This window comes from Cognatishimia coralii (genome assembly GCF_037478305.1).
Lineage (GTDB): Bacteria > Pseudomonadota > Alphaproteobacteria > Rhodobacterales > Rhodobacteraceae > Cognatishimia > Cognatishimia coralii.
The window spans coordinates 158,080-173,405 of record NZ_JBBGAZ010000006.1; the positions used below are offsets into that span (position 1 = coordinate 158,080).

Annotated in this window: 11 protein-coding genes; 6 read left to right on the forward strand and 5 right to left on the reverse strand. The window is 59.7% G+C overall.

All coding sequences use genetic code 11. From position 1 onward, the window contains the following. Nucleotides 1-41 precede the first annotated feature (41 nt). The 3 genes from WG622_RS12385 to WG622_RS12395 all read left to right on the forward strand — a co-directional run bounded on the left by WG622_RS12385 (nucleotide 42) and on the right by WG622_RS12395 (nucleotide 4,352). Entirely contained in the window at nucleotides 42-383 is a 342-nt protein-coding gene (locus WG622_RS12385; protein WP_339403872.1) for a DUF2834 domain-containing protein, read from the forward strand. A gap of 90 nt (nucleotides 384-473) precedes the next feature. Further along, nucleotides 474-1,739, forward strand: a complete 1,266-nt coding sequence (lysA, locus tag WG622_RS12390) for a diaminopimelate decarboxylase (protein ID WP_339403873.1) — start codon at nucleotides 474-476, stop codon at nucleotides 1,737-1,739. 45 nt (nucleotides 1,740-1,784) lie between these two features. Beyond that, on the forward strand, nucleotides 1,785-4,352 hold the full coding sequence (locus WG622_RS12395; protein WP_339403874.1) for a TIGR02302 family protein: 2,568 nt from the start codon (nucleotides 1,785-1,787) through the stop codon (nucleotides 4,350-4,352). On the opposite strand, the gene WG622_RS12400 is transcribed toward WG622_RS12395, so the two are convergent. Continuing rightward, complete coding sequence (locus WG622_RS12400; RefSeq protein WP_339403875.1) at nucleotides 4,353-5,519, reverse strand: zinc-ribbon domain-containing protein; 1,167 nt, start codon at nucleotides 5,517-5,519, stop codon at nucleotides 4,353-4,355. Between the two features lie 147 nt (nucleotides 5,520-5,666). On the opposite strand from WG622_RS12400, the gene WG622_RS12405 reads away from it, so the two are divergent. From WG622_RS12405 to WG622_RS12415, 3 genes are read left to right on the forward strand one after another with little or no spacing between them, the layout of a single operon-like run. Continuing rightward, nucleotides 5,667-6,344, forward strand: a complete 678-nt coding sequence (locus WG622_RS12405) for a cell division ATP-binding protein FtsE (RefSeq protein ID WP_339403876.1) — start codon at nucleotides 5,667-5,669, stop codon at nucleotides 6,342-6,344. Further along, entirely contained in the window at nucleotides 6,341-7,246 is a 906-nt protein-coding gene (locus WG622_RS12410; RefSeq protein WP_339403877.1) for a cell division protein FtsX, read from the forward strand. Before WG622_RS12405 ends, WG622_RS12410 begins: the two co-directional genes overlap by 4 nt. Next, a complete protein-coding gene (locus tag WG622_RS12415; RefSeq protein WP_339403878.1) occupies nucleotides 7,246-8,019 on the forward strand; it encodes a lysophospholipid acyltransferase family protein in 774 nt (257 codons plus the stop codon). Before WG622_RS12410 ends, WG622_RS12415 begins: the two co-directional genes overlap by 1 nt. A gap of 228 nt (nucleotides 8,020-8,247) precedes the next feature. Here WG622_RS12415 and lpdA read toward each other — a convergent pair whose 3' ends face one another. The 4 genes from lpdA to sucD form a co-directional block, all read right to left on the reverse strand. Further along, nucleotides 8,248-9,648, reverse strand: coding sequence for a dihydrolipoyl dehydrogenase (lpdA, locus tag WG622_RS12420; RefSeq protein ID WP_339403879.1), 1,401 nt, complete (start codon nucleotides 9,646-9,648; stop codon nucleotides 8,248-8,250). Nucleotides 9,649-9,735: 87 nt separating this feature from the next. Continuing rightward, nucleotides 9,736-11,229, reverse strand: coding sequence for a 2-oxoglutarate dehydrogenase complex dihydrolipoyllysine-residue succinyltransferase (gene odhB / locus WG622_RS12425; protein WP_339403880.1), 1,494 nt, complete (start codon nucleotides 11,227-11,229; stop codon nucleotides 9,736-9,738). A gap of 5 nt (nucleotides 11,230-11,234) precedes the next feature. Beyond that, nucleotides 11,235-14,192: a 2-oxoglutarate dehydrogenase E1 component gene (locus WG622_RS12430; RefSeq protein ID WP_339403881.1), complete on the reverse strand. Its 2,958-nt coding sequence runs from the start codon at nucleotides 14,190-14,192 to the stop codon at nucleotides 11,235-11,237. 245 nt (nucleotides 14,193-14,437) lie between these two features. Further along, on the reverse strand, nucleotides 14,438-15,325 hold the full coding sequence (gene sucD / locus WG622_RS12435) for a succinate--CoA ligase subunit alpha (protein WP_339403882.1): 888 nt from the start codon (nucleotides 15,323-15,325) through the stop codon (nucleotides 14,438-14,440). Nucleotide 15,326: the final 1 nt, after the last annotated feature.

The following is a 15,326-nucleotide window of genomic DNA, read 5'->3' on the forward strand; positions in this document are numbered from 1 at the left end:
TTGCCTTTTGTCTCATGTTCTGAGCAAAAGGGAGGACCTCAATGCGGGATCGTTTCACATTTATGGGTGTCATCTTTTTGGGTCTCGCCATTTGGGGCGCGATCCATCCGATGGCTTATTTCCTGAGCTGGTTTGAGGAACATGGCTACGACCTGAGCCTCATGATTGATGCGTGGTATGTGAATGATGCGACGTCGGGGCTGGTCTGGGACCTGACGATTGCGGCGATTGCGTTGACGGTTTGGATTTTAGCGGAATGCATCTACGAGCGCCGCTGGCTTGGCCTCTTGGCGATTCCCGCGACATTCATGATCGGGGTCAGCTGTGGCTTGCCGCTCTTCCTGTTTCTGCGCGGCCCGCGGCAGGCAGGCCTTAGATTCTGAGTATTTTGGGCAAGATGAATGCCCTTTGATTGCAAGCGCTCTCGCTTCTGCCTATGAGAGGCGAAACTGTTTTGATGCGAGGGCGCTGGCATGGATCATTTTCTCTATCGCGACGGCAAACTTTTTGCCGAAGACGTGCCGGTTTCTGAAATCGCGGCTGCGGTGGGGACGCCGTTTTATTGCTATTCCACAGCGACATTCGAGCGTCACTTCCGGCTATTTGATGAGGCTTTGGAAGGGACCGAGCATCTTGTTTGCTATGCGATGAAGGCCGCGAGCAATCAGGCGATCCTGAAAACCCTTGCGGCGCTAGGCGCGGGCATGGATGTGGTTTCGGGTGGTGAGTACGCGCGGGCGAAGGCCGCAGGTGTTCCGGGCGAGCGGATCGTGTTTTCCGGTGTTGGTAAGACACGGGATGAGATCCACGCGGCGCTGACCGGTGGTCTGCGGCAGTTCAACGTGGAATCAGAGCCTGAAATGGCGGTGATTAACGACGTCGCGCTGGAACTGGGCGTGGTGGCTCCGATTACAGTGCGCGTCAATCCGGATGTGGACGCGAAAACCCATGCCAAGATCGCGACGGGCAAGTCCGAGAATAAGTTCGGCATTCCGATCAGCCGTGCGCGCGAGGTTTATGCGCATGCTGCGTCCCTGCCGGGTCTGAAAGTCATTGGCATCGACGTGCATATCGGCAGCCAGTTGACCCAGTTAGAACCTTTCCGTCTGGCCTATCGCAAGGTGGCAGAGCTGACCGAGACGCTGCGTGCCGACGGGCATGACATCCAACGTCTGGATCTGGGCGGCGGTCTGGGCATCCCTTATGAGCGGTCGAATGAGGCTCCGCCGCTGCCTGTCGAATATGGCGCCATGATCAAAGAAGAGCTTGGCCACCTGGGATGCGAGATCGAAATCGAACCGGGCCGCCTGATTGCAGGCAACGCGGGGATCATGGTCAGCAAGGTGATCTACGTCAAAGAAGGCGAAGACCGCGAGTTCATGATTGTGGATGGCGCGATGAACGACCTGATCCGCCCTGCTATGTATGAGGCACATCACGACATCATTCCGGTCGTTGAACCAACTCCGGGCGAAGAGCCTGCGGCCTATGACATCGTCGGTCCCGTCTGTGAAACCGGCGATACATTTGCGAAATCTCGCACCATGGCCAAGGTTGAGGCAGGCGATCTGATCGCCTTCCGCTCGGCGGGGGCTTATGGGGCGGTGATGTCCAGCGAATACAACACACGGCCGCTCATTCCTGAGGTTCTCGTTAATGGCGATCAATTTGCGGTTATCCGCCGACGTCCGACCTTTGACGAAATGATAAATCGAGATACCATTCCAGAGTGGCTCTAGGGCAATCCCGCCCGCGATCTTCGCAAGAGCCACCGGATTGAGAGCATGACCGCACCAACCGGGCCAATGGCGAACCAACCTGCCAGACTGCGTTGGGTCCTCGCGCTAACGCGTTTGGGCCTTGCGTCTGAACGGCTTGTGCGCGCGTTCTGGCCGCTTTGGACTTTGGGGTTTGTCGTGCTCGCCAGCCTCTTGATGGGGCTTCAGGACATATTGCAACTTGAGTCGCTTTGGGCGCTGGCCGTGGGGTCGGTTCTCTTTGCGTTGTGGCTCGTGGTGCGCGGAATTTGGCGCATGCGCTGGCCCAGTCAGGCCGAAGCGCTGGCGCGATTGGACGAAACTTTGCCCGGACGCCCTGTGCAGGCGCTGATGGACGCGCCTGCGATGGGGGATCAGGATCCCGCGACGCAGGCGCTCTGGGAGGCGCATCAGGCGCGGATGGCAGAAAAAGCCGCCGAGGCGCGGCCTCCAAAGCCAGACCTGCGAGTTGCGACGCTTGATCCCTATGGCTTGCGCTTTGTGGCGGCGGTCTTTCTGTCCATCGCGCTGTTGTTTGGCAGTTTCGGACGCCTCAGCAGCCTGTCTGACATGGCCCCGGGCCCTATCGCGCCCAGCATCGTGGGAGCGAGCTGGGAGGGATGGGTTGAGCCGCCAAGCTATACCGGGCTGCCCACACTGTATCTGAACGACCAAGAAGCTGGCGCTCTGCGCGTGCCGATCAACAGCCGCGTGATCCTGCGCCTTTATGGCGAGATTGGCGCGCTGACGGTGCAAGAAACCGTATCCGCTCGTGTCGGCGAGCTGCCAAGCACCACAGAGGCGGCGCAGGAATTTCAGTTGCGCCAGAGTGGGACCCTAGAAGTTGCCGGACCGAACGGGCGTCTGTGGCAGGTCGATTTGATCCCAGACGCGGTGCCAGAGGTCGCAGCAACTGGTGCTGCAACAGTGTCGGGACGCGGCGAGATGAGCCTGCCGTTTGAAGCACGCGATGACTATGACCTCTTGGGGGGCACCGCGCAGATCACATTGAACTTGGATCAACTTGATCGGCGCTATGGTCTGGCTGCCGCGCCCGAGCCGCGCGAGGCAATTGGGCTGACATTGCCTCTGCCTGTCAGCGGCCCGCGCGATGCCTTTGAAGAAACCTTGATCGAAGATTTCAGCGCAGATCTTTGGGCGCATCTTCCGGTGACGCTTACCTTGCAGGTCGAGGACGCGGCGGGTCAGAAAAGCGCGCCGGTTGATGTGACCATGGACCTGCCTGCACGACGGTTCTTTGACCCGCTGGCACATGCCTTGGTCGAACAACGGCGAGACCTTTTGTGGACGCGCGACAATGCACGACGCGTCGCGCAGATTTTGCGTGCGATCAGCCATCGCCCGGACGACTCTCTGTTCCGCAAGAACGCCGATTACCTGCGCCTGCGCACCATCTTAAGGCGGTTGGAATTCCAGACGCGCCAGGGGCTTTCGCTTGAGCAGCGCGACGAGATTGCGCAAGAGCTTTGGGAACTGGCCCTAGCAATTGAGGATGGCGATCTGGACGACGCGCTTGCCCGTATGCAACGCGCGCAGGAACGCCTGTCTGAGGCCATGAAGAACGGCGCAAGCGATCAGGAAATCGCCCAGCTGATGCAAGAGCTGCGTGAAGCCACACAGGACTACATACGCCAGCTTGCTCAGCAACAACGTCAGAATGGCGATGAGAACCAAGAGTTCTCGCGCGATCAGCAAAACACGATGGAGCTGTCTCAGAACGATCTGCAACGCATGATGGACCGCATTCAGGAACTTATGGAACAGGGCCGGATGGCCGAAGCCCAGCAGGCGTTGCAAGAGTTCCAGGAAATGATGGAAAACATGCAGGTCGCTCAAGGGGGTGAGGGCGGAGAATCCCCAGGGCAGCAGGCCATGAACGAACTTGGCGAAACCCTGCGGGAACAGCAGGGCCTCTCGGATCAGGCCTTCCGCGACTTGCAGGAACAGTTCAACCCGAATGCGCAAGCGGGTGAGTCTCAGGGCAACGAGGGCCGCTCTGGCGGCGCAGGGCGCGGTCAGTCGCATGATGGTACCGGCGGCCAAGGAAACGCCGAGGGCGAGGGCGGAGGTGAGTCCGGTGAAGGGCTTGAGGGCGCATTGGCCGACCGCCAGCAGGCTCTGCGCCAAGAGTTGGGCCGCCAGGCACAGAACCTGCCAGGACAGGGCACACCTGAGGGCGATGCCGCGCGCGAGGCGCTAGGGCGTGCTGGCGAGGCCATGGATCAGGCGGAAGATGCTCTGCGTCAGAACGAATTGGCCGAGGCGATTGACCGACAGGCCGATGCGATGAACGCCCTACGCGAAGGCATGCGCAATCTCGGCGAAGCGCTGGCGCAGAACGAGCAACAGGGCGGCGAGGGCAACCAACAGAGCGGCATTACGCCAAGCCAAGACCCTCTGGGGCGCAATCCTGGCAGCACGGGGCGCGTTGGCAGCGATGAGCAACTCTTGCAAGGCGAGGACGTCTATCGCAGGGCACGAGATTTACTGGACGAGATCCGCAAGCGTTCGGGTGAAGCGGATCGCCCGGAACAGGAACGCAACTATCTGCGCCGTTTGCTGGACCGGTTCTGATTACGTATCGGCGGTGCCGTCATCTGACGCCATGCTATCCAGCCAGAGCATCAGTTTTGTCATCTGAACATCCAACCAGATCCGACCGTCATCCACAGTGTTAACGTAGCCCGAAACCGCCGGTGCGAACTGAGGGAATTGCGCCGTGACCGCTCCGGGGCGGGCATAGACAAACATCAAACCCGCAATCAGGATCAGAGCCGCGCCAAATCCAAGCCGGCTCGCGCCTCGGCGGCGTTGGGTTTGCGTAGGGCGGCCGTCGGGCAGTTCTTCCGGTGTGCGATCCTCTGTGGCGCGCAGGGTGGAATTGATTTCCTCGATATCCGGTAAAAGATTGCGGCGAGATCCCCCGACATCGGGGTCTGGCTCTGCGGAAACCTGAGGATCCGCAGACAGCCCCCGCATTCGCGCCATACGCGCGCGGGCCTGACCGGCGCGACGTGCGGATTCGTCTTCTTCGGGGGTTTCGAGACCGAATTCTTGCTGGGTCTCGATTGAGGTTTCTTCGGCTCGGCGGGCTTCGGCTTCGTGGTTGGCCTCTTCGCGCAGGATATCGGCAACCGCGGGGTCCACCTCGCGGCGACGCCGCGCACGACCGCGGGCCGGATCAGCGGCAGCGGGGGCAAATAGCGGATCTGACTCATCCTGGGCTGCTTCTGCTTCAAATTGTGGCTCTGGGTCCGGTTCCGGCGCATAGAAGGGTTCTGGTTCTGGTGCGGCCATGGGCTCCGGTTCGGGCGCGGATTCAGGCTCTGAAACCTCGGCTTCGGGCTCTGCGTCCCAGCTCACGTCTTCCGCAGTTGCCAATTGCGCATCAAGCTCTGCTTCAAAATCCCCGAGCGGGCTTTCGTCGAGCCGGGATTCCACCTCTTCGGCAATAACCTCTTCGACCTCTTCGGGCATCTGCGCCCGCACAGCTTCCTTCAGGGTCTCTTGCAGCGATTCCGAGGACTCAGCCGCAGCGGGTTCCTCAGTTTCGGCAGGCGCAACCCATTGGTCTTCGGCCTCTGGAATATTCAGTTCCAGATCCGGTTCCGCGTCATGATCCGGATGCGCCTGAAACCAGGTGATCCCGCAAGAGGAACACTGGACATCGCGGCCCTCGGCCGGAATCACATCGATGGGTACTTCGTATTGCGCTCCGCAATTCGGGCAGTTCAGCCTCATTCGCCCCTCAAACCTCAAGAAAGCATGCTCTGGGGACAACATATGGTGTTTAGGGCGTTCATGAAAGGGCAAAGCTTGCGTCTGAAAGATTGCAACTAGGACGTGCCTGCGGCACAAGAGTGCAAATGACCGGATGAGGCCCAACCCGTGATCGAGCTCGACAATGTTGCCTATAGTTATGGCGGTGGAGAATTGCTGTCCGAGGTCAGCCTTGCGCTGCAGCCTGGCAGCTTTCATTTCCTGACCGGGCCGTCGGGGTCGGGCAAGACGACTTTCCTTAAGCTGTGCTACGGCGCATTGACGCCGACGGCGGGGCACGCGCGTCTGTTTGGGCAAGACGTGCGCGGGATGAGCCGTGACGAGGCGGCGGTGATGCGCCGCCGGATTGGCGTGGTGCATCAGGATTGCCAGTTTCTGGATCACCTACCGGTTGCTGATAATGTGGCTCTGCCCCTGACGGTCTCCGGGCGGGACAGTCTGGAGCAGGTGTCTAATCTGAAAGAGCTGTTGAACTGGGTGGGCCTGCGGGATCGCGCCAAGGCTTTGCCGCCGGAATTGTCTGGTGGCGAACGTCAGCGTGCGGCCGTGGCACGCGCGGTGATTATGTCACCCGACATCGTTTTGGCCGATGAACCGACGGGGAATGTCGATTGGGAGATGTCCCAGCGGGTTCTGCAATTGCTGATCGAGCTCAACAAAATGGGCAAGACCGTGATGATCGCGACCCATGATATGAATCTGATCCGAGCGGCGAAAACCAAAGTGCAGACGCGCGTTCTGCGGATCGCGAACCGGCGGGTTCAGGCCGCGGGGGCGGATCTATGAACCGGCTGCTTGGTAATTTCTTGTCTCTGTTTTCGCGCGACGCACAAGCAGATCGCATGGTGCCGCCAACAGGGTTCACTGCGCGGTTAACCTTGTTTTCGGCAGCTGCGATGGCCTTTCTGGTGGTTTTTGCCTTGGCATTGTCCATGGCCACTGGCCGCTTGGCGCAGCGGTGGGGTGAAGAACTGGCGAACGGCTCAACCTTGCGGATTTCGGCACCTTTAGCGCAGCTTGAGCAACAGACCGCCGCGGCTCTGAATGTGTTGGAAACCACACCTGGCATCGTGGGCGCGCGGGCTCTGACCGCGGATGAGCAACGCGCGCTCTTGTCGCCTTGGTTTGGGCCGGACTTGCCGATCGAAGATCTTCCGATCCCTCAACTGATCGAGATTTCCGAGACCGAAGAGGGCTATGACGCTGCCGGTCTGCGTCTGCGTCTGCAAGCTGAGGTACCAGGCGCCATTCTTGACGATCACAGCCGTTGGCGGAAGCCTCTACAACAAGCCGCGACGCGGCTGCGGATGCTCGGCTGGCTCGCGATTGGCGTCATCGCAGCCGTCACCGGCACAATGATCACGCTGGCTGCAAACGCAGCGCTTGCGGCGAATTCCCAGGTGATCGCGGTCATGCGTCTTGTAGGCGCGCAGGACGAATATATCGCCCGCGCCTTTGTCCGCCGTTTCACCCTACGCGCCCTGATGGGCGCGGCCGCCGGCACGGTGGCGGGATATGGCGCAGTGTTGCTCTTGCCGTCGGCACAGGGCGCAGGTGGCTTCCTGACCGGGCTCGGGTTTCAAGGCTATGGCGCGCTTTGGCTGGCTCTGGTGCCATTTGCCGCTGCAGCGGTTGCCTTCGTGGCGACCGGCGTCGCCGCCCGTAAATCTCTGTCGGAGTTGAGCTGATGGGATATGCCCTGCAATGGATCCGCTCGCTGCTGTTCAGCATTCAGATGTATGTGATGATGTTCCTCATGTCGCTCTATTTCACGCCGCTGGCGGTGTTGGATCGCAAATGGGCCTATGCGGGCGTGCGCACCTATTGCCGCTATGTGCGCTGGTCTGCGGCCTGGATGATCGGGCTGAAATCTGAAATTCGCGGCGAAGTTCCTCAGGAAGAGGTGCTGGTCGCGGCCAAGCACCAGAGCTTCTTTGACATCATTATGCTTGTGAGTGTGCTGCCAAAGCCCAAGTTCATCATGAAAGCGATCCTGCGCTATGCGCCCATTCTGGGCTGGTATGGCATGCGAATTGGCTGTGTGCCTGTGAACCGGGGAAAGCGCTCTGAGGCGATCAAGAGCATGATGAAAGCGGTCAAGGATGGCGATGCACCCGCGGGCCAATTGATCATCTATCCGCAAGGCACGCGCGTCGCGTGGGATGGGTATCTGCCCTATAAAATCGGCATCAACGTACTTTATCGCGAGACCGGCCAAACGGTTGTGCCTGTGTCTGCCAATGTCGGCGTTTTCTGGCCACGTCGCGGGGTCTATCGCAAGCCCGGATTGGCCGTGATGGAGTTCCTCGACCCGATTGAACCGGGCCGTTCAACGGAGGCCTTCATGCAGGACCTTGAAACGCGGGTTGAGGCTGAGTCCATCGCCCTCATGCGCGACGCGGGTTTCGATCCGGTTTCGGGCATCGAAGCGGCCAAAGCCGCCGGCAAGACACGCCGTTAACACATCATCTACACATAGCCGTGAACGCCTCTGGCAGTGCGCAGGGTGCGCACATAGGTGGAGTTCGTAAGCAAGAGACTTGCCACACTCACCCCATGTGACGTGCCCAACGTCACCCCCGTGACGGCGCAGCGGCCAGTACCCCCGATCCCCCTCAAGGCCTCTGCGCTGTCACGAAAAAAGCGGCCCCGAAAAGGGCCGCTTTTAATTTTCCGTGTCGGTGAATCCTTACGCGTGGATCGGACCGTCGCCGCAGGCCAAAGCTGCCTCGCGGACCGCTTCCGAATAGGTCGGGTGTGCGTGGCATGTGAGAGCGATATCTTGGGCCGAGGCACCAAATTCCATCGCCACACAGATCTCGTGGATCATGTCGCCCGCCGCCGGACCGATGATGGCCGCACCAAGCACACGGTCGGTTTCCTTATCTGCGATCAGCTTCACAAAACCATCCGCCTGACCTACGGCTTTCGCGCGGCCATTGCCCATGAACGAGAACTTGCCGACCTTGATCTTGTGACCTGCGGCTTTCAGAGCATCCTCGGTTTGGCCCACGGTCGCCACTTCCGGCGTCGTGTAAACCACGCCCGGAATGACGCCATAGTTCACGTGGCCATGGTTGCCCGCGATCACATCCGCGACCGCCATGCCTTCGTCTTCGGCTTTATGCGCCAGCATCGGGCCTTCGATCACGTCGCCGATGGCATAGATGCCCGGCACGTTGGTGGCCCAATGGGCGTCGGTTGCGATCTGGCCGCGCTCGGTCAGTTTCACGCCTAGGGCGTCGAGGCCCAGACCTTCGGCATAGGGCTTGCGGCCTGTCGCCACGAGGACCACATCGGCGTCAATGGTTTCGGTCGCATCAGGCGCTTTCTTAAGCGCGTAGCTGACCTTGGCTTTGGTCTTGGTGGTCTCAACACCCGACACCGCCGCGCCCATCACAAAGTTCAGACCCTGCTTCTCAAGAATCCGCTTGAAGGTACGCTGCACGTCTTTGTCCATGCCCGGGCAGACCGCGTCCATATATTCGACCACAGTCACCTCAGAGCCCAGACGCGCGTAAACGGAGCCCAGTTCCAGACCGATAACGCCCGCGCCAATCACGACCATCTTTTTCGGGATTTTGCCCAGTTCCAGTGCGCCTGTGCTGTCGACCACGAGGCCTCCTTTGTCGTTGTCGACCTCAACACCTGGCAGGGAGGACGGCACAGAGCCTGACGCGATCACGATGTTCTTGGTTTCATAGGTGGTGTCGCCCACGGTGACTTTGCCCTCAGCAGGGATAGTCGCCCAACCCTTGAGCCAGTCGATCTTGTTCTTTTTCATCAGGAATTCAACGCCGCCAGTGTTCTGGCCGATGACCTCGTCTTTGTAGGTCAGCATCTGTTTCCAATCGACCGAGGGGCTTTTGCCCGTAAGGCCCATAGACGCAAAGTTATGTTCTGCTTCATGCAGCATATGCGTCGCGTGCAAGAGCGCTTTGGACGGGATACAGCCCACGTTGAGGCAGGTGCCGCCAAGGGTCTCGCGGCCTTCGACGATGGCGGTTTTCAGACCCAGCTGGGCGCAGCGCACGGCGCTGACATAGCCGCCGGGGCCGGCTCCGATGATGATGACGTCATATTGGGACATTGGGGTGTCTCCTGAAATTTCGGGTGAGGCGGGCTGAAGCCCGCCCTACAGGGTTGTCCGTAGGTCGGGCTTCAGCCCGACACCGCATTACAGATCCATCAACAGGCGACGTGGATCCTCAAGCGCTTCTTTCACGCGCACGAGGAAGGTCACCGCGCCTTTGCCGTCTACGATCCGGTGGTCATAGGACAGCGCCAGATACATCATCGGACGGATCTCGACCTTGCCGTTGATCGCCATCGGGCGGTCCTGGATCTTGTGCATGCCGAGGATGCCAGACTGTGGTGGGTTGAGGATCGGGCTGGACATCAGAGAGCCATAGACACCCCCGTTCGAGATGGTGAACGAGCCGCCCTGCATTTCCGCCATGGACAGTTTGCCGTCCCGCGCGCGCGCGCCTTTTTCGGCAATCGCTTTTTCGATGGCCGCAAAGCTCATCGCGTCCGCGTCGCGGATCACAGGGACCACGAGGCCGGTTGGTGTGCCCGCCGCGATGCCCATGTGGACGTAGTTTTTGTAGACGATGTCGGTGCCGTCGATCTCGGCGTTGACCTCAGGCACTTCTTTCAGCGCATGGACACAGGCCTTGGTGAAGAAGGACATAAAGCCCAGTTTGACGCCGTGTTTCTTCAGGAACAGGTCTTTGTACTCGTTCCTAAGCGCCATCACCTCGGTCATGTCGACCTCGTTGTAGGTGGTCAGCATCGCGGCGGTGTTCTGAGAATCTTTAAGACGTTTCGCGATGGTCTGACGCAGACGGGTCATCTTCACGCGCTCTTCGCGAGACGCATCCTCTGCGGCCACTGGGGCGCGAGGGGCTGCGGCCGGAGCAGCAGGGGCCGCTGCCGGAGCGATAGCCGCTTTCAGCACGTCTTCCTTCATGATGCGACCATCGCGGCCAGAGCCTGCGACATTTGCCGGGTCGATACCCTTTTCGGCCATCAGCTTGTTGGCGGATGGGGCGTTCTCAACGTCTTTAGACGCCGCTGGGGCAGGTGCCGCTGCGGCCGCTGCAGGCGCTGGGGCTGCTGCGCCGCCAGAGCCGGAAATCACCGCAAGTTTCGCGTTTGCGTCTACGGTTGTGCCTTCTGGTGCAATGATCTCGGCCAGAACACCTGATGCAGGGGCAGGGACCTCGACAGACACTTTGTCTGTTTCCAGCTCACAGAGCATCTCGTCCTGCGCGACGGTATCACCAACCGCTTTGAACCATGTTGAAACAGTCGCCTCGGTCACAGATTCACCCAGCGTTGGCACCATCACGTCGGTGCTACCCGCGTCAGCATCTGCAGCCGCCGCAGGAGCCGCGCTTGCCGCAGGCGCTGGGGCCGGGGCGGCGCCTTCGCCGGCCACGATGGTCGCGAGCAAAGCGTCAACACCCACGGAGTCGCCTTCGGCTGCGACGATCTCGCCCATGACGCCCGCTGCGGGGGCAGGGACTTCGACCGTCACCTTATCGGTTTCCAGTTCGCAGAGCATTTCATCCACGGCGACCGCATCGCCTGGTTTTTTGAACCAGGTCGCGACGGTGGCTTCGGTCACGCTTTCACCAAGTGTAGGGACACGTACTTCGGTCGTCATTTCATTCACCCTTCAATGGTCAGCGCTGCATCCACGAGCGCCGCTTGTTGTGCTTTGTGTTGGCTTGCAAGTCCGGTCGCCGGGCTGGCAGATGCCGCGCGGCCCGCATAGATCGGACGAGTGTGTTTTGCTTTGATGCGGCTGAGGCACCATTCGATGTTTGGCTCAATGAAGGACCAAGCACCCTGGTTCTTGGGTTCTTCCTGACACCAGACCATCTCGGCGCCCTTAAAGCGCTCCAGTTCCTTGACCAGAGAGATCGCCGGGAACGGATAGAATTGCTCGATCCGCATCAGGTAGACATCGTCGATGCCGCGCGCGTCGCGTTCTTCGAGCAGGTCGTAGTACACCTTACCCGAGCACATCACGACCCGTTTGATCTTGTCATCCGCCACCAGTTGCGTGTCGGAATTGCCGTGTTGCGCATCATCCCAAAGAACGCGGTGGAAGCTCGATCCCGTCGTGAACTCTTCGGTCTTGCTGATCGCCAGCTTGTGGCGCAACAGGGATTTCGGGGTCATCAGGATCAGCGGCTTACGGAAGGTCCGGTGCAGCTGACGGCGCAGGATGTGGAAGTAGTTGGCCGGCGTTGTACAATTCGCCACGATCCAGTTGTCGCCACCGCACATCTGCAAGAAGCGTTCCAGTCGCGCAGAAGAGTGCTCTGGGCCTTGGCCCTCGAACCCGTGCGGCAAAAGCACGGTCAGACCGGACATCCGCAGCCATTTACTTTCGCCAGAGCTGATGAACTGGTCAAACATGATCTGCGCGCCGTTGGCAAAGTCGCCAAACTGCGCTTCCCACAAGGTCAGCGCGTTCGGTTCCGCCAGCGAGTAGCCATATTCAAAACCCAGAACCGCATATTCAGACAGGGCCGAGTCTATGACTTCGTATTGTGCCTGACCCGCGCGGATGTTGTTCAGCGGGTAATAGCGGCCCTCAGAGTCTTGGTTCACAATACCCGAATGACGCTGTGAGAAGGTCCCGCGTGTGGAGTCCTGACCCGCCAGACGTACCGGATAGCCTTCGGTCAAAAGCGAGCCGAAGGCGAGCGCCTCGCCGGTGGCCCAGTCGATACCTTCGCCGGTTTCAAACATCTTTTTGCGTGTCTCAAGGAAGCGACCAATGGTCTTATGCACCGGATAGCCTTCGGGCAGGGTGGTCAAACCACGGCCGACCTCGTCAAAGGTCTCGGGCTTAATCGCAGTCGCGCCGCGCTGATAGTCTTCGTCCTGTTTGTCCAGATGAGACCACTTGCCATCCAGCCAGTCTGCTTTGTTCGGCTTGAACTCTTTACCGGCCTCGAACTCTTCGTTCATCTTGGCCTGGAAGGCGGCTTTCATATCCTCGATCTCGCCTTCTGGGATCAGACCGTCTTTGACGAGGCGATCTGTGTAGAGGGTCAGAGTCGTTTTGTGACCCTTGATCTTTTTGTACATCATCGGGTTGGTGAACATGGGCTCGTCGCCCTCGTTGTGACCAAAACGGCGATAGCAGAAGATGTCGATGACCACGTCTTTGTGGAACTTCTGGCGGAACTCGGTCGCAACTTTCGCTGCGTGCACCACAGCCTCGGGATCGTCGCCATTCACGTGGAAGATCGGGGCCTCAACCACCAGAGCGTTGTCTGTCGGATATGGGCTCGAGCGGCTGAAGTGTGGCGCAGTTGTGAAGCCGATCTGGTTGTTCACAACGATATGCACCGTGCCGCCCGCTTTATGGCCGCGCAGACCGGACAGGGCGAAACATTCTGCAACCACGCCTTGGCCCGCAAAGGCCGCATCGCCGTGCAAGAGGATTGGCATGACCCTAGAGCGGTCTTCGTCCTTGATTTGGTCCTGCTTCGCGCGGACCTTGCCCAGAACCACAGGGTTCACGGCCTCAAGGTGGCTTGGGTTTGCAGTCAGCGACAGGTGCACGTTGTTGCCGTCAAACTCACGGTCACTGGACGCGCCCAGGTGATATTTCACGTCGCCCGAGCCATCCACGTCCTCTGGTTTGAACGAGCCGCCCTGGAATTCGTTAAAGATCGCGCGATACGGTTTTTGCATCACATTGGCGAGGATGTTCAGACGTCCACGGTGCGGCATGCCGATCACGATGTCCTGCACACCCAACGCGCCGCCGCGTTTGATGATTTGCTCCATCGCAGGGATCAAGGCTTCGCCGCCATCAAGGCCGAACCGCTTTGTTCCCATGTATTTTACATGCAGGAATTTCTCAAAGCCCTCGGCCTCGACCATCTTATTGAGGATCGCCTTCCGGCCTTCGCGGGTGAACTGGATTTCCTTACCAAAGCCCTCGATGCGCTCTTTCAGCCAGCTCGCTTCTTCGGGGTTGGAAATGTGCATGTATTGCAGCGCGAAGGTGCCGCAATAGGTGCGCTTCACAATGTCCACGATCTGGCGCATGGTTGCGATCTGCAGGCCCAGAACGTTGTCGATAAAGATCGGGCGATCCATGTCAGCAGATGAGAAGCCATAAGACGCCGGATCCAGTTCCGGATGCGGCTCCTGGCTGCGCATGCCCAGCGGGTCGAGGTCCGCTGCAAGGTGACCGCGGATACGATACGCCCGGATCAGCATCAGCGCGCGGATCGAATCCAGCACCGCCTGTTTGACCGCCTCATCCGAGACCTCAACCCCTTTTTCGGCCGCTTTCGCTTTGATCTTGTCACCAGCACCTTTGGCTTCCGCAGGTGCAGGCCATTCCCCGGTCAGCGCCGCCGTAAGATCTCCGCCCGGCACTGGAGGCCAGTCATTGCGCGCCCAGCTCGGGCCAGCGGCCTCGGCTTTGACGTCCAGCTCCGCATCGCCCAGCTGGCGGAAGAAGTCCTGCCAGACCTCATCGACCGCGTTGGGGTCATTGGCATAACGCGCATAGAGCTGTTCCAGATACTCTGCGTTATGTCCCTGCATAAAGCTGGATGCATGGAAGATGTCGTTAGGGGACTGATCGGTCATTGGTGCACCTCATTTGGGTTGGGACCGGATGAATTGAGACCTGTGTGATAAGTAAACAAAGCCGCTTCGTCGTCGCAGAGATTGACCCTGCGGCACTTGAAAGGGGCGGGACATTTCATCCCGAGTTTTTTCTCGCTCACGATCACTTTGGTCTTCTTGTTGTTAAAGCGTCGGGAAAAACTGCGCGCATGCAGCTTGTCGCGAGGCTTTAAGGCGGGCCGTTTCCAGCCCGCCTCAAAATTCGTTTAGCCGATCTCGATCGCTTTCAGCACGGCTTCACCCAGACCTGCTGGGCTGTCCGCCACGATGATGCCCGCAGACTTCATCGCTTCGATCTTATCGTCCGCGCCACCTTTGCCGCCGGCAACGATTGCGCCGGCGTGGCCCATGCGGCGGCCTGGAGGGGCTGTACGGCCCGCGATGAAGCCAGCAGTTGGCTTCCAGCGGCCCTTTTTCTTTTGCTCAGCAAGGAACTCGGCTGCTTCTTCTTCTGCGGAACCGCCGATTTCGCCGATCATGATGATGGACTGGGTCTCGTCGTCATCCAGGAACATGTCCAGCACGTCGATGTGCTCGGTGCCTTTGATCGGGTCGCCGCCGATGCCCACAGCTGTGGACTGGCCCAGACCTGCGTCTGCAGTCTGTTTCACCGCTTCATAGGTCAGCGTACCAGAACGGGACACAACGCCCACAGAGCCACGCTTGTGGATGTGACCTGGCATAATGCCGATCTTACACGCGTCAGGCGTGATGATGCCCGGGCAGTTTGGGCCGATCAAACGGCTGGAAGAGTTTTCCAGCGCGCGCTTTACTGCCATCATGTCCAGCACTGGGATGCCTTCGGTGATACAGACGATCAGTTCCATCTCTGCGTCGATGGCTTCCAGGATGGAATCCGCCGCGAAGGGAGGAGGCACATAGATCACAGAAGCATTGGCTTCGGTCTTGGCCTTGGCTTCATGCACTGAGTTAAAGACCGGCAGGCCGAGGTGCTCGGAACCGCCTTTGCCGGGGGTCACGCCGCCGACCATCTGTGTGCCGTATGCAATCGCTTGCTCGGAGTGGAAGGTACCTTGAGAGCCGGTCAGACCCTGACAGATGACCTTGGTGTTTTCATCTACGAGAATGGCCATT

Bases quoted from the DNA above. Each gene is read 5' to 3' on its own strand.
- lysA (WP_339403873.1), top strand. From the start codon at position 474: ATGGATCATTTTCTCTATCGCGACGGCAAACTTTTTGCCGAAGACGTG.
- WG622_RS12385 (WP_339403872.1), top strand. From the start codon at position 42: ATGCGGGATCGTTTCACATTTATGGGTGTCATCTTTTTGGGTCTCGCC.
- WG622_RS12400 (WP_339403875.1), bottom strand. From the start codon at position 5,519: ATGAGGCTGAACTGCCCGAATTGCGGAGCGCAATACGAAGTACCCATC.
- odhB (WP_339403880.1), bottom strand. From the start codon at position 11,229: ATGACGACCGAAGTACGTGTCCCTACACTTGGTGAAAGCGTGACCGAA.
- sucD (WP_339403882.1), bottom strand. From the start codon at position 15,325: ATGGCCATTCTCGTAGATGAAAACACCAAGGTCATCTGTCAGGGTCTG.
- WG622_RS12430 (WP_339403881.1), bottom strand. From the start codon at position 14,192: ATGACCGATCAGTCCCCTAACGACATCTTCCATGCATCCAGCTTTATG.
- WG622_RS12410 (WP_339403877.1), top strand. From the start codon at position 6,341: ATGAACCGGCTGCTTGGTAATTTCTTGTCTCTGTTTTCGCGCGACGCA.
- WG622_RS12415 (WP_339403878.1), top strand. From the start codon at position 7,246: ATGGGATATGCCCTGCAATGGATCCGCTCGCTGCTGTTCAGCATTCAG.
- WG622_RS12395 (WP_339403874.1), top strand. From the start codon at position 1,785: ATGACCGCACCAACCGGGCCAATGGCGAACCAACCTGCCAGACTGCGT.
- lpdA (WP_339403879.1), bottom strand. From the start codon at position 9,648: ATGTCCCAATATGACGTCATCATCATCGGAGCCGGCCCCGGCGGCTAT.